General features: G+C 66.8%; 10 protein-coding genes and 2 tRNA genes. 8 read left to right on the forward strand and 4 right to left on the reverse strand.

The annotated features are described in order from the left end of the window. Positions 1–55 precede the first annotated feature (55 nt). Positions 56–4,063 carry a phosphoribosylformylglycinamidine synthase gene (gene purL / locus ASG27_RS15500; protein ID WP_056421227.1) on the reverse strand — a complete coding sequence of 1,336 codons (4,008 nt, stop codon included), beginning with the start codon at positions 4,061–4,063 and terminating at the stop codon, positions 56–58. Between the two features lie 147 nt (positions 4,064–4,210). Between purL and map the strand changes: the two genes are divergently transcribed. Together map and ASG27_RS15510 are read left to right on the forward strand one after the other, a co-directional pair. Then, on the forward strand, positions 4,211–5,026 hold the full coding sequence (gene map, locus ASG27_RS15505; RefSeq protein ID WP_056168032.1) for a type I methionyl aminopeptidase: 816 nt from the start codon (positions 4,211–4,213) through the stop codon (positions 5,024–5,026). Between the two features lie 85 nt (positions 5,027–5,111). Next, the gene (locus ASG27_RS15510; RefSeq protein WP_056421226.1) at positions 5,112–7,748 is read left to right on the forward strand and encodes a [protein-PII] uridylyltransferase; all 2,637 of its coding nucleotides are present in this window, start codon (positions 5,112–5,114) and stop codon (positions 7,746–7,748) included. Between the two features lie 40 nt (positions 7,749–7,788). On the opposite strand, the gene def is transcribed toward ASG27_RS15510, so the two are convergent. Then, a complete protein-coding gene (gene def, locus ASG27_RS15515) occupies positions 7,789–8,328 on the reverse strand; it encodes a peptide deformylase (protein ID WP_056421319.1) in 540 nt (179 codons plus the stop codon). Positions 8,329–8,485: 157 nt separating this feature from the next. Here def and ASG27_RS15520 point away from each other — a divergent pair, with 157 nt between their 5' ends. The 6 genes from ASG27_RS15520 (at position 8,486) to ASG27_RS15545 (ending at position 11,787) form a co-directional block, all read left to right on the forward strand. Continuing rightward, positions 8,486–8,920, forward strand: a complete 435-nt coding sequence (locus ASG27_RS15520; protein WP_082486089.1) for a YbaN family protein — start codon at positions 8,486–8,488, stop codon at positions 8,918–8,920. A 122-nt stretch (positions 8,921–9,042) separates the two neighbouring features. Next, positions 9,043–9,118, forward strand: a tRNA-Asn gene (locus ASG27_RS15525). A gap of 68 nt (positions 9,119–9,186) precedes the next feature. Then, positions 9,187–9,262, forward strand: a tRNA-Asn gene (locus ASG27_RS15530). Between the two features lie 134 nt (positions 9,263–9,396). Further along, positions 9,397–10,152, forward strand: coding sequence for a leucyl/phenylalanyl-tRNA--protein transferase (aat, locus tag ASG27_RS15535; protein ID WP_056421225.1), 756 nt, complete (start codon positions 9,397–9,399; stop codon positions 10,150–10,152). Then, positions 10,149–10,907, forward strand: a complete 759-nt coding sequence (locus ASG27_RS15540; RefSeq protein ID WP_056421224.1) for an arginyltransferase — start codon at positions 10,149–10,151, stop codon at positions 10,905–10,907. The genes aat and ASG27_RS15540 overlap by 4 nt, the downstream gene beginning before the upstream one ends. A gap of 55 nt (positions 10,908–10,962) precedes the next feature. Further along, the gene (locus tag ASG27_RS15545) at positions 10,963–11,787 is read left to right on the forward strand and encodes an IclR family transcriptional regulator (protein ID WP_056421223.1); all 825 of its coding nucleotides are present in this window, start codon (positions 10,963–10,965) and stop codon (positions 11,785–11,787) included. Between the two features lie 252 nt (positions 11,788–12,039). On the opposite strand, the gene pbpG is transcribed toward ASG27_RS15545, so the two are convergent. After that, entirely contained in the window at positions 12,040–13,131 is a 1,092-nt protein-coding gene (gene pbpG / locus ASG27_RS15550; protein WP_056421222.1) for a D-alanyl-D-alanine endopeptidase, read from the reverse strand. A gap of 116 nt (positions 13,132–13,247) precedes the next feature. Further along, entirely contained in the window at positions 13,248–14,786 is a 1,539-nt protein-coding gene (locus tag ASG27_RS15555) for a 2-isopropylmalate synthase (protein WP_056169201.1), read from the reverse strand. Between the last annotated feature and the right edge of the window lie 186 nt (positions 14,787–14,972).

Raw genomic sequence — 14,972 nt, forward strand, 5'->3', positions numbered from 1 at the left:
CCGGCCGGCTGGCAGTCTCCCGCCAGCGTTGCCAGCACCCGCCCGGCCTGGGGCCTTACCCCACCCACTTGCGGGCATTGCGCCAGATGCGCATCCAGGGGCTCGCTGCGCTGCGGTCGCCGCTGGTCCAGCTCATCTGCACGTTGCGGAACACGCGCTCGGGGTGCGGCATGATGGCCGTGAAGCGCCCGTCCGCGGTGGTCACGCCGGTCAGGCCGCCCGCGCTGCCGTTCGGGTTGAAGGGGTACTGCTCGGTGGGCGCGCCGTGGTTGTCCACGAAGCGCATCGCGGCCACGGCCTGGGCCGCGTTGCCGCGGAACTTGAAGTTGGCATAGCCCTCGCCGTGCGCCACGGCAATCGGCAGGCGGCTGCCCGCCATGCCGGCAAAGAACAGGCTGGGCGACTCCAGCACTTCCACCATCGACAGGCGGGCTTCGAAGCGCTCGCTCTGGTTGGTGGTGAAGCGCGGCCAGTCCTGCGCGCCGGGGATGATGTCGGCCAGCTCGGCAAACATCTGGCAGCCGTTGCACACGCCCAGGCCGAAGGTGTCCGTGCGGCCGAAGAAGCCCTGGAACTGCTCGGACAGCACCGGGTTGAAGGTGATCGAGCGCGCCCAGCCGATGCCGGCGCCCAGCGTGTCGCCGTAGCTGAAGCCGCCGCAGGCGACCACGCCCTTGAAGTCTTCGAGCTTGACGCGGCCGGTCTGCAGGTCGGTCATGTGCACGTCGTAAGCCTCGAAGCCCGCCTCGGTGAAGGTGTAGGCCATCTCGATGTGCGAGTTCACGCCCTGCTCGCGCAGGATGGCCACCCGGGGTTTGGCCAGGTTCAGGAACGGCGCCGCCACGTTGTCGGCCGCGTCGAACGTGAGGTGCACGTGCATGCCGGGGTCGGTGGCCTCGCCCGCGGTGGCGTGCTCGGCATCGGCATTGGCGGGGTTGTCGCGCTGCTGGCAGATCTTCCAGCTCACGGCGTCCCACACCTGGTGCAGGTCGGTGAGCTTGGCGCTGAACACGGCCTTGGCGTCACGCCAGACCTGCAACTCACCCTTGCCGGCGTCGATGCTCGACGACTGCGGACGCGTCTTGCCCACGAAGTGGCTGAATCTGGACAGGCCGTGCTCGCGCAGCACCTGCATCACATCGTTGCGCTCTGCGGTGCGCACCTGCAGCACCACGCCCAGCTCTTCGCTGAACAGGGCCTTGAGCGTGAGCTCCTCGCGGCGTGCGCTGACCTGCTGCGCCCAGTTCTTGGCGTCGCCGGTTTCCATGCGGCTGTCGCTGATGCCGTCGCCTTCGGTGACCAGCAGGTCCACGTTGAGCGACACGCCCACATGGCCGGCAAAGGCCATTTCGGCCGCGGCCGCGAGCAGGCCGCCGTCGCTGCGGTCGTGGTAGGCCAGGATGCGGCCCTGGGCGCGCAGCGCGTTCACGGCGTTGACGGTGTTGACCAGGTCCTTCGGGTCGTCCAGATCGGGCACCACGTCGCCGCTTTGCTCCAGCGTCTGGCCGAGGATGCTGCCGCCCATGCGGTTCTGGCCCTTGCCCAGATCGATCAGCACCAGGGTGGTGTCGTCTTCCTGCGCATCGAGCTGGGGCGTGAGCGTGCCGCGCACATCGGACAGCGACGCGAACGCGCTCACGATCAGGCTGACGGGGGAGGTGACCTTTTTCTTGTCATTGCCGTCAGACCATTGCGTGCGCATGGACAGCGAATCCTTGCCCACGGGGATGCTGATGCCCAGGGCGGGGCACAGTTCCATGCCCACGGCCTTCACGGTGTCGTACAGCGCAGCGTCTTCGCCCGGCTCGCCACACGCGGCCATCCAGTTGGCCGACAGCTTCACGCGCGGCAGCTCGATGGGCGCGGCCAGCAGGTTGGTGATGGCCTCGGCCACCGCCATGCGGCCCGATGCGGGTGCGTTGATGGCGGCCAGCGGCGTGCGCTCGCCCATGCTCATCGCTTCGCCGGCAAAGCCCTTGTAATCGGCCAGCGTCACGGCGCAGTCCGCCACCGGCACTTGCCAGGGGCCGACCATCTGGTCGCGGTGCGACAGGCCGCCCACCGTGCGGTCGCCGATGGTGATGAGAAAACGCTTGGAGGCCACCGTGGGGTGGGCCAGCACGTCGATCACGGCCTGTTGCAGCGGCACGCCGGTCAGGTCCATGGGCGCGAACTGGCGCTGCACGGTGGCCACATCGCGGTGCATTTTGGGCGGCTTGCCCAGCAGCACGTCCATGGGCATGTCCACGGGCAGCTTCTGGTCGCCCGCCACCACGGCGGTGTCTTCCAGCACCAGCTGGCGCTCTTCGGTGGCGGTGCCGATCACGGCGAAGGGGCAGCGCTCGCGTTCGCAGAACGCCTTGAACAGCGGCAGCGACTCGGGCGCGATGGCCAGCACGTAGCGCTCCTGGCTTTCGTTGCTCCAGATTTCCTTGGGCGCCATGCCCGATTCTTCGAGCGGCACGGCGCGCAGGTCGAAGCGCGCACCACGGCCGGCGTCGTTGGTCAGCTCAGGAAAAGCGTTGGACAGGCCGCCCGCGCCCACGTCGTGAATGGCGAGGATGGGGTTGGCAGCGCCTTGCGCCCAGCAGTGGTTGATGACCTCTTGCGCGCGGCGCTCGATCTCGGGGTTGCCGCGCTGCACGGAGTCGAAGTCGAGCTCGGCCGCATTGGTGCCGCTGGCCATGGAGCTGGCAGCACTGCCGCCCATGCCGATGCGCATGCCGGGGCCACCCAGCTGGATGAGCAGCGAGCCGGCAGGGAATTCGATTTTCTTCGTGAGGCCTGCGTCGATCACGCCCACGCCGCCGGCGATCATGATGGGCTTGTGGTAGCCGCGCTGCACGCCGCCGACTTCCTGCTCGTACTCGCGGAAGTAGCCTGCCAGGTTGGGGCGGCCGAATTCGTTGTTGAACGCCGCGCCGCCCAGGGGCCCTTCGACCATGATCTGCAGCGGGCTGGCGATGTGCTCGGGCTTGCCCACGGTGCTGCCCCAGAGCTTGGACACGGTGAAGCCCGTGAGGCCGGCCTTGGGCTTGGAGCCCCGGCCGGTCGCGCCTTCGTCGCGGATCTCGCCGCCCGCGCCCGTCGATGCGCCCGGGAAGGGCGAGATGGCCGTGGGGTGGTTGTGCGTTTCCACCTTCATCAGCACGTGCTGGGTGGCGCTACTCTTTTGATAGCTGGTAGCGCCCGCTGAATCAGCGGTAGAGGCCATTTTGGCCACAAACCGCTCGACCTCGCCGCCTTCCATGACAGAGGCGTTGTCCGAATACGCGATCACCGTGTGCTGGGGCGCCAGCTGGTGGGTGTTGCGGATCATGCCGAACAGCGATTTTTCCTGCGCCACGCCGTCGATGGTGAACTGGGCGTTGAAGATCTTGTGGCGGCAGTGCTCGCTGTTGGCCTGCGCGAACATCATCAGCTCCACGTCGGTGGGGTTGCGCGCGAGGCCGGTGAAGGCGTTGACCAGGTAGTCGATCTCGTCCTCGGCCAGGGCCAGGCCGAAACGGGTGTTGGCGGCCTCCAGCGCACCGCGGCCACCGCCGAGCACGTTGACATGCTCCATGGCGGCGGGCTGCAGCTCGGTGAACAGCGCTGCGGCGGCGGCGCGGTCGGCCACCACGGACTCGGTCATGCGGTCGTGCAGCAGGGCCGCCACCTCGGCCAGTTGCTCGGCGGTCAGCTCGGGCGTGCGGCCCAGCAGGCCGGACTTCAGGCTGATGCGGTATTCGGTGATGCGCTCCACGCGGCGGATGGCGATGCCGCAGTTGCGCGCGATATCGGTGGCCTTGGAGGCCCAAGGCGACAGCGTGCCCAGGCGCGGCGTGACGACGATGGCAGCGCCGTCTTCGGGCCCGGCGTAGGGGTCGCCGTAGGTGAGCAGGGCCGACAGGCGCTCTTGCTCGGCAGGGGTGGGGGCCGCATCCGTGGCGACCAGGTGCACGAAGCGCGCTGCAATGCCGTCGATTTTGGGGTGGATGGCTTGCAGGGCCGGTTGGAGTTGCTGGGCGCGGAAGGTGCTGAGGGCGTTGCCGCCCGCCAGCGTGGTCATGTGCAAGGTCACTGTAGCGGCCTGTTGGGTGTGAGGGTACGTGGTGGCGCTGACGCGAAGCCCCCGGCCGGTGGGCGGGAGCCAAGTGGTCAGCCCGGTATTTTACCGGGCTCACCGGGCGCCGCTGCAGCCGGCGGGGTGCGATGGGATAATTGCGGCATGAGCATCACCATCAAAAGCGCCGCGGACATCGAAGGCATGCGCCTGGCGTGCCGCCTGGCCTCCGAAGTGCTGGACTACATCGCCCCGCACATCAAACCCGGCATCACCACCAAAGAGATCGACCGCCTGGGCGCCGAATGCATGGCGCAGCAAGGCACCATCTCAGCCACCGTGGGCTACCAGCCCCCCGGCTACCCGCCCTACCCGGCCTCGCTGTGCACCTCGGTCAACCACGTGGTGTGCCACGGCATCCCCAACGACAAGCCTTTGAAGAAGGGCGACATCGTCAACGTGGACGTGACCGTGATCACCAAGGACGGCTGGTACGGCGACAACAGCCGCATGTACATCATCGGCGAAGGCTCCATCGCGGCCAAGCGCCTGTGTGCCATCACCTTCGACGCCATGTGGCACGGCATCGTGCAGGTCAAGCCCGGCGCCCACCTGGGCGACATCGGCCACGCCATCCAGAAGTTCGCCGAGGCCCAGGGTTTCTCGATCGTGCGCGAGTTCTGCGGCCACGGCATCGGGCAGAAGTTCCACGAAGAGCCCCAGGTGCTGCACTACGGCCGCCCCGGCACGCTGGACGAGCTGGTGCCCGGCATGGTCTTCACCATCGAGCCCATGATCAACGCCGGCCGCCGCGAGGTGAAGGAATTCGGCAACGACGGCTGGACCATCGTGACCAAGGACCACAGCCTGTCCGCACAGTGGGAGCACACGGTGCTGGTCACCGAAACGGGGTACGAAGTGATGACGCTGTCGGCCGGCTCACCGCCGCTGCCGTCCTTCGTGACCGCGACCAGGACCTGACCCCACGCCGGCCCCTGCCCGTCGGCGCGCACAACTCTTGCATGGCTTTTTGCATGGCCCTTCTTCATCGCGACGCCCGACGACCATGACCGACATCCAAGCCCTGCCCGAGGTGCGCCCCCTGGCCGACGTGCATGCCCTGCGGGATGCCTACCGCCGCGACAAGACCGCCCTGCTGACCGACCTGCAGGCCACGGGCGCCTCCACGCGCGGCATCCGCGTGCTGCTGCGCAGGCTCTCCACCCTGGCGGGCAACCTGCTGCAGACGCTGTGGCAGCGCGCCGAACTGCCGGCCGACATGGCGCTGGTGGCGGTGGGCGGGTTCGGGCGCGACCAGCTTTTTCCGTATTCGGACGTCGATGTGCTGCTGCTGCTGCCCGAGGGCGCGGCGCCGGAGGCCGGCAGCGTGCTGCGCACCCAGCTCGAAGGCTTCATCGGCAGCTGCTGGGATGCGGGGCTGGAGATCGGCTCGAGCGTGCGCACCGTGGCCGAATGCCTGGCCGAGAGCGCGGGCGACGTCACGGTGCAGACCTCGCTGCTCGAATCGCGCCTGGTGTGCGGCAACGCGGCGCTGTTCGCCGAGTTCCAGCGCCAGTACCGGCTGCAGATGGACCCGCAGGCGTTTTTGGTGGCCAAGACGCTGGAGATGCGCCAGCGCCACAACAAGTACGAGAACACGCCCTACTCGCTGGAGCCCAACTGCAAGGAGTCGCCCGGCGGGCTGCGCGACCTGCAGATGATCCTGTGGGTGTCCCAGGCCGCGGGCCTAGGCCGCAACTGGAAGGAACTGGCCGCCAGCGGCATGGCCACGGCCTTCGAGGTGCGCCAGATCGAGCGCAACGAGGCGGTGCTGTGCCTCATCCGCGCACGCCTGCACGCCGCCGCCGGACGGCATGAAGACCGCCTGGTGTTCGACCTGCAGACCGCCGTGGCCGAATCGTTCGGCTACCGATCGCAGGCGCCCGACGGATCGCGCCTGCCGATGCGCGCCAGCGAAAGCCTGATGCGGCGCTACTACTGGGCGGCCAAGGCGGTGTCCCAGCTCAGCCAGATCCTGCTGCTGAACATCGAGGAGCGTCTGAACCCCTCCACGCACGAGCCGCGGCCCATCAACGAGCGCTTCTTCGAGAAAGCCGGCCTCATCGAGGTGGCGAGCGACGACCTGTACCAGCGCGACCCGCACGCCATTCTGGAGACCTTCCTGCTCTACCAGACGACGGTGGGCCTGAAGGACCTGTCGGCCCGCACCCTGCGCGCGCTGTACAACGCCCGGGGCGTGATGGACGCGGCCTTCCGGCGCGACCCGGTCAACCGGGCCAACTTCATGCGCATCCTGCAGCAGCCCTCGGGCATCACGCATGCGATGCGGCTCATGAACCAGACCTCGGTGCTGGGGCGCTACCTGTGGGCGTTTCGCGGCATCGTGGGGCAGATGCAGCACGACCTGTTTCACGTCTACACGGTGGACCAGCACATCCTGATGGTGCTGCGCAACGTACGCCGGTTCTTCATGGCCGAGCATGCGCACGAATACCCCTTCTGCTCGCAACTGGCGGGCGGCTGGGACAAGCCCTGGCTGCTGTACCTGGCGGCGCTGTTCCACGACATCGGCAAGGGCCGCGGCGGCGACCATTCGGTGATCGGCGCTCAGGAGGTGCGCAATTTCTGCCGCCAGCACAGCGTGGACCGCGAGGACGCCAGGCTCGTCGAGTTCCTGGTCAGCGAGCACCTGTCGATGAGCCGCATCGCCCAGAAAGAAGACCTCTCGGACCCCGACGTGATCGCCGCCTTTGCGCGGCGCGTGGGCAACGAGCGCTACCTCACGGCGCTGTATCTGCTGACGGTGGCCGACATCCGCGGCACCAGCCCCAAGGTCTGGAATGCCTGGAAGGGCAAGCTGCTGGAAGACCTGTACCGCTCCACGCTTCGCACCCTGGGTGGCCGCGCGCCGGATGCCGCCGCCGAGATCGAGGCGCGCAAGCGCGAGGCGCTGGTACTGCTGGCGCTCAGTGCCCTGCCCTTCGAGGCGCACAAGGCCCTGTGGGCCACTCTGGATGTGAGCTATTTCATGCGCCACGAGGCGGCCGACATTGCCTGGCACACGCGGCACCTGTCGCGGCATGTGGGCACCGCCAAGCCGGTGGTGCGCGCGCGCCAGTCGCTGGCCGGCGACGGCCTGCAGGTCATGGTGTATGCCGCCGACCAGGCCGACCTGTTCGCGCGCATCTGCGGCTACTTCGACCGTGCCGGCTTTTCCATTCTGGATGCGCGCGTGCACACGGCCAACAACGGCTATGCGCTCGATACCTTCCAGGTGGTGGCCTCTTCCGCCGCCGCGCAGCCGGGGCACTACCGCGAGCTCACGCACATGGTCGAGAGCGATCTGGTGCGGGTGATCGAAACCGGCGGCCCGCTGCCGGAACCCGCGCGCCGGCGGGTGTCGCGCCGCGTCAAGAGCTTTCCGGTGGCGCCGCGCGTCACCTTGCGGCCGGACGAAAAAGCGCAGCGCTGGCTGCTGGCCATCTCGGCCAGCGACCGCGCCGGCCTGCTGTACCTGGTGGCGCGCATCCTCGCGCACCACCACCTGAGCGTGCAGCTCGCCAAGGTCAGCACGCTGGGCGAGCGGGTGGAAGACACCTTCCTGGTGCAAGGGCCCGAGCTGCAGAACAACGCGCGGCAGATCCAGATCGAGACGGAGCTGCTGCGCGAGCTGTCGGACTGACAACGAAAGCGCGCGCGGCGCTGCGGCTCTGTTGCGCTACTCAGTCGTCTTCGTCCGCGCTGATCTCGGGGAACAGCACTTCGGTGAAGCCGAACTGCGTGAAGTCGCGCACCCGCATCGGGTAGAGCTTGCCAACCAAGTGGTCACACTCATGCTGCACCACGCGCGCATGAAAGCCATCGACCGTGCGGTCGATGGGGTCGCCGTACGGGTCGAACCCGGTGTAGCGGATGCGCGCCCACCGCGGCACCTTGCCGCGCAGGCCGGGCACCGAAAGGCAACCTTCCCAATCCTCTTCCTCCTCATCGCCCAGCGGCGTGATCACCGGGTTGAGCAGCACCGTGGGCGGCACCACGGGGCGGTCCGGATAGCGGGGGTTGCGGTCGTTGGAGCCGAAGATCACCAGCTGCAGGTCCACCCCGATCTGCGGTGCGGCCAGGCCCGCGCCGTTGACGGCGCGCATGGTGTCGAACATGTCGCGCACCAGCAGGTGCAGTGCGTCGGTGTCGAACTCGGTGACAGGCTGGGCAATGCGCAGCAGGCGCGGGTCGCCCATCTTGAGGATGGTGTGAACGGTCATCGTGGGGGTGGTGAAGACATGGTGGAGCGGCTGCCCGGTGGGGCGCAGCATAGCGCGGCCGGCCTGGCGCTGCACACAGCGTGCCAAAAGAGCCGCTCCACCCCGACACAGGCCGACACAGGCCGGCACAGGCCGGCACCGGGCGACAATAAGCACCATGGCCAACAAGCCCCCAGACCCAGACATCGCCAGCGCCGCCCCTGACAGCGGCCCGCCGCTGCGCCCGCTGCCGTGGCCCGTGCGGTGGCTGCTGCTGGCGTTTGCCGTGCTGTGCCTGGTGATGGGCATCATCGGCGTGATCGTGCCGGGCCTGCCGACCACCGTGTTCATCCTGATGGCCGCGTGGGCGGCGGCGCGCAGCTCTCCGCGTCTGTACCAGTGGCTGTGGAACCACCGGCTCTTCGGGCCGCTGCTGCGCAACTGGGCCCAGGGCGGCAAGGTCAGCCGCCGCGCCAAATGGAGTGCGGCCATCTTCATGGCAGCCAGCGCCGCCGTGCTGTGGGTGGGCGGCGCACGCACCTGGGTGGCGGCGGTGGCGTCCGCCTGCATGGCGTGCGTGCTGGTGTGGCTGTGGCTGCGCCCCGAACCCTGACATGGCGAAGGAGTGCAGCGCTGCCATGGCCACCCGGCCCCACGCACCCATGCAGGCCACACGTCGATTGCGTGACGCGAGTTTTCAGAGCGCTATTTTTGTGTATATAATCTAAGTCTTGTTCCTCGATAGCTCAGTCGGTAGAGCGCCGGACTGTTAATCCGTAGGTCCCTGGTTCGAGCCCAGGTCGAGGAGCCAAGAATTTTGCAGGCCCTGCATGTGTACGCGGGGCCTTTCAATTAGTCAGTTGCAAGTCGTACCGATATTCCTCGATAGCTCAGTCGGTAGAGCGCCGGACTGTTAATCCGTAGGTCCCTGGTTCGAGCCCAGGTCGAGGAGCCACACGGCAAAAAGCCCACCATGCACGCCATGGTGGGCTTTTTTATTGCCAGGCCACCGCGCCTGCATGCGCTGGCACCCGAGCAGCGCAACATGCCGGACAATGGCCCATCATCCTGCCACTGCCTGCCTGACCCATGCCCCCGCAACTGCCCTGGCTGGAGCCCCAAGATCCCCTGCCCCACCCCGACCAGGCCTGGGGCCAAGACGACCCCGCCCCCGGGCTGCTGGCCGCGGGCGGCGTGCTGGATGTCGCACACCTGCAGGCAGCGTACGGCCAGGGGACCTTTCCCTGGTACGGCCCCGGGCAGCCCATCCTCTGGTGGGCGCCCGACCCGCGCATGGTGCTGCACGTGGCCGAATTCAAGCTGCACCGGTCCCTGCGCAGAACCCTGCAGGCGTTTCGCGCCAATCCGCGTGCCGAGATCCGCATCGACCACGCATTTGACGCCGTGATCACGGCCTGCGCGACCAAGGAGCGCGACGGCCAGGCAGGCACCTGGATCGTGCCGGAAATGATGGACGCCTACACCCGCCTGCACGAGGCCGGCCACGCGCACAGCGTGGAGACCTGGATCGATGGCCGGCTGGTGGGCGGGCTCTATTGCGTGGCCCTGGGGCAGGCCGTGTTCGGCGAATCCATGTTCGCGCACGCCACCGATGCCTCCAAGATCGCGCTGTCGGCCCTGGTGGCACTGTGCCGCCACCATGGCGTGCAGCTCATCGACTGCCAGCAGAACACCCGCCACCTGGCATCCCTGGGTGGCCGCGAGATCGACCGGCGCACCTTCGTCGCGCATGTGCAGCAGGCCCAGCGTTTGCCCGCACCCGCATGGAGATTCAACCCCGTATACTGGACCGAGCTGCTGCCCTCCACAGTCTTTACGGCATGACGCAACTCAACGACCTTCCGCTGCAGACCCTGCAGTTCTACGCGACGGCCCCGTATCCCTGCAGCTATCTGCCGGACCGGCAGGCGCGCTCGCAGGTCGCCACGCCCAGCCATTTGATCCAGAGCGACGTCTACTCGGACTTGGTCGCGAAGGGCTTCCGCCGCAGCGGCATGTTCACCTACCGCCCCTACTGCGACGGTTGCCACGCCTGCACACCGCTGCGCGTGCTGGTCAATGAATTCAAGCCCGACCGCAGCCAGCGGCGGTCCGTAGCCCGCCACGGCAACCTGCAGGCGCGCGTGCTGCGCCTGTGCTTCGTGCCGGAACACTACCAGCTGTACCTGCGCTACCAGAACGGCCGCCACGCAGGCGGCGGCATGGACCACGACAGCATCGACCAGTACACGCAGTTCCTGCTGCAAAGCCGGGTGAATTCGCGGCTGGTGGAATTCCGCGAGCTGGATGCGGACGGCGAGCCGGGTGCGCTCAAGATGGTGTCCATCCTGGATGTACTGGACGACGGCCTGTCGGCGGTGTACACCTTCTACGAGCCCGAGCCCCACTGCAGCTACGGCACCTACAACGTGATGTGGCAGATCGCGCAGGCCCGGTCCCTCGACCTGCCGCATGTCTACCTGGGCTACTGGATCGAAGCCAGCCCCAAGATGAACTACAAGGCGCGCTTTCACCCGCACGAACTGCGCACCGACGGACAGTGGCTGCGCACAGGCGACACCACCTCGCCCAACCCCTGACAGCGCGTTTGCATTTCACAAGATAAAATGCGGAGGTCGCCACAGCACCGCCGCCATGAAAAAAAACGATCCGAGCATTCCTGTCAAACCCAGCGTTCAGGTCCTTGAGCGCATGTTCACGCTGATCGATGTGCTGGCTTCGCGCGAGGAAGCCATCTCCCTCAAGGAAATCAGCGAGAAGACAGGTCTGCACCCGTCCACCACCCACCGGATCCTGAACGACCTCACGATCGGGCGGTTTGTGGACCGGCCGGAATCGGGCAGCTACCGCCTGGGCATGCGGCTGCTGGAGCTGGGCAACCTGGTCAAGGCACGCCTGAGCGTGCGGGACGCGGCACTCACACCCATGCGCAACCTGCACAAGCTGATTCAGCAGCCGGTGAATCTGAGCATGCGCCAGGGCGACGAGATCGTGTACGTGGAGCGCGCCTACAGCGAGCGCTCCGGCATGCAGGTGGTGCGCGCCATCGGCGGCCGGGCACCCTTGCACCTGACATCCACCGGCAAGCTCTTTCTGGCGCTGGACGACCCGCAGCGCGTGCGCGCCTACGCCACGCGCACTGGCCTGGCAGGCCATACGCGCAACAGCATCACCCAGCTCCCCCTGCTGGAGCGCGAGCTGGCCAAGGCGCGGCAATACGGCATGGCACGCGACAACGAAGAGCTGGAGCTGGGCGTGCGCTGCATGGCAGCCGGCGTCTACGACGACCAGGGCAAGCTGGTGGCAGGCCTGTCCATCTCGGCCCCGGCGGACAGGCTGGACGAAGGCTGGCTGCCCAAGCTGCAGGCCACAGCCAACGAGATATCCCACGCACTGGGCCACACCGCCAGCGCGGAGCTGACGGCCGACGCCGCGGCACGCGGCACCGGACTGGGCTGACGGACCGACGGACCCTGCGCCAGGCAGGGCCGCTCACGCGCCCGGCTTGCAGCGCGGCCGCGCGGCGTCGATGGCTGTGCCGTGCAATGCCTTGCCCCCCGGTGTACCGCCTTCGCGGATTGGCCCAGCAAAAAGGCCGGCCTGTGTTGCCACAGCCGGCCTTTTTTCATGGCCCCCCTTGCCGGGGTTCAGCCCATCCGGCAGGCAGATCGCACGTGGCGCCGCCTGCCCGTCTGCCTCTACTTCACCAAATTACTTCACCGCGGGGATCGCTGCACGGGCCTGCAGCGGTGCAGCCAGCGAGGATGGCAGCGTCTCGACCCAATGGCGCACGCGCTCTGCGTCTCCCAGGCGGCTGAATTTGCCTGCCGAGTCCAGGAACACCATGATCAGCTTGCGGCCGGAGATCTGGGTCTGCATCACGAGGCAGCGACCTGCCTCGGAGATATAGCCGGTCTTCTGCAAGCCGATGTCCCACGTGGGGTTCTTCACCAGGCCGTTGGTGTTGTTGTATTGCAACGTGCGCTGGCCCACTGCCACCTCGTATCCGGGCGAAGTGGAGAGCTCACGCAACAGTGGGTCGCCATGTGCGACGTTGACCAGGGTGGCCAGATCGCGGGCGCTGGACTGGTTGCGGCTCGACAGGCCGGTAGGCTCCACATAGCGTGTGTCGGTCATGCCCAGCAGCTTGGCCTTGGCATTCATCTGCGCCACGAAGACTTCCAGACCGCCGGGGTAGGTGCGGCCCAGGGCGTGGGCTGCGCGGTTCTCGCTGGACATGAGCGCCAGGTGCAGCATCTCGCCGCGCGTGAGCGTGGCACCGACCACCAGGCGCGAACGGCTGCCCTTTTCGGTGTCCACATCGTCCTGCGTGATGGTGATGGGCTCTTCCATGGGCAGCTTGGCCTGGGAAATGATCATGCCCGTCATCAGCTTGGTCAGCGAGGCGATGGGCAGCACGGCGTGGTCGTTCTTGGACAACAGCACTTCGTGCGTGTCCTGGTCGATGACGAGTGCGACGCTGGACTTCAGGTCCAGGGGGTCATTGACCTCGTGCAGGCCGGCGATCTGCCCGAAGGAAGGCTTGGCAGGCACAAAAGCGACCCGGGTGGCCGCCTTGGAGGTCTTGGCAGATACGCGCACGGGCTTGGTCGCCGTGGCAGCCTTGCGTGGCGCTACAGACCGCTTGGCGCTGGCGCCCGAAGCGCTGGTCTGCTGTTTCTTGACGGATGCTTTTTTGCGTTCCTGGGCGTGCGCGCCGGGCGCAGCCAGCGCCGCGCTCACGACAACAAAGCCCAAAAGCTGGAGAAAACGGTTCACTGCGGCGCGGCGGAGATGGTGCATCCAAATGCTCCAAACGGTAATAAGTGTTGAGCAGTGTACTGAATCAAAAAAAGTCGCGCAAGATCAATACCTTGCGCGACTTTCCGAGAAAGTGAATGAAATTATAAATTCACCGCTCAACCTTGTGCAGCCACCCGATCAGCTTTACTTTGTAACTTGTTCAGGGCGCTCAGGTAGGCCTTGGCAGACGCCACGACGATGTCCGGGTCAGCCCCCACACCGTTGACCACCCGGCCGCTGTTTTGCAGGCGCACCGTGACCTCGCCCTGGCTCTCGGTGGAGCCGCTGATCGCATTGACGGAGTACAGCACCATCTCGGCCCCGCTCTTGACGTGCGACTCGATCGCCTTGAGCGATGCGTCGACCGGGCCATTGCCGTCGGACTTGCCCTGCACTTCCCTGCCTTCGACCGTAAAAACGATGGTGGCCTGGGGACGCTCGCCGGTTTCGCTGTGCTGCGACAGCGACACGAAGCCGTACTGCTCCTTCTCGCTGGTCACGCTTTCATCGCTGACCAGCGCCAGGATGTCCTCGTCGAAGATCTCGCTCTTGCGGTCTGCCAGTTCCTTGAACTTGGCGAAGGCGCCGTTGATCTCGGTTTCGCTGTCGAGCTGAACGCCCAGCTCCTGCAGGCGCTGCTTGAAGGCGTTGCGGCCGCTGAGCTTGCCCAGCACGATCTTGTTGGCCGACCAGCCCACGTCCTCGGCACGCATGATCTCGTAGGTGTCGCGGGCCTTGAGCACGCCGTCCTGGTGGATGCCGCTGGCGTGCGCAAACGCATTCGCCCCCACCACCGCCTTGTTGGGCTGGATCACGAAGCCGGTGGTCTGGCTGACCATGCGGCTGGCAGCCACGATGTGCTTGGCGTCGATGTTCAGGTCGAGGTCGAAATAATCGCGGCGTGTCTTGATCGCCATGACGACTTCTTCCAGCGAGCAATTGCCGGCACGCTCGCCCAGGCCGTTGATGGTGCATTCGACCTGGCGTGCGCCGCCGATCTTCACGCCGGCCAGCGAGTTGGCCACCGCCATGCCCAGGTCGTTGTGGCAGTGCACGGACCAGATGGCCTTGTCGCTGTTGGGCACGCGCTCGCGCAGCGTCTTGATGAAGTTGCCATACAGCTCAGGGATGGCGTAGCCCACGGTGTCGGGCACGTTGATGGTGGTGGCGCCTTCGGCGATCACGGCTTCGAGCACGCGGCACAAAAAGTCCGGGTCGCTGCGGTAGCCGTCTTCCGGGCTGAACTCGATGTCGGCCACCAGGTTGCGCGCAAAGCGCACCGACTGCTTGGCCTGCTCGAGCACCTGCTCGGGCGTCATGCGCAGCTTCTTTTCCATGTGCAGCGCGCTGGTGGCGATGAACGTGTGGATGCGCGCGCTGTTGGCGCCCTTGAGCGCCTCGGCCGCCCGCGAGATGTCGCGGTCGTTGGCCCGCGAGAGCGAACAGATGGTCGAGTCCTTGATCGCATTGGCAATGCTCTGCACCGCTTCGAAATCACCGTTGGAGCTGGCCGCGAAACCGGCTTCGATCACATCCACCTTCAGGCGCTCGAGCTGGCGCGCGATGCGCAGCTTCTCGTCCTTGGTCATCGAGGCGCCGGGGGACTGCTCCCCATCGCGCAAGGTGGTGTCGAAAATGATCAGTTTGTCAGCCATGTCGTTCTCCTGGTATCGGTGGGTGGGGTCCCGCAACGTCAAAAATCTGGCGCCCAAAGCAAAAGGCCCGTTGCGGGTGCATACGGGCCTTTGAAGAAAAAGTGTGCGCGTGCGCCTACTGTCTCCGCCCGTGGGGAGGTAGCAGTAGCGCCAGAGCAAACGTGTTCATGCTGCGCAATGTAGCAC

This window comes from Acidovorax sp. Leaf191 (assembly GCF_001424425.1).
Taxonomy (GTDB): Bacteria; Pseudomonadota; Gammaproteobacteria; order Burkholderiales; family Burkholderiaceae_C; genus Acidovorax.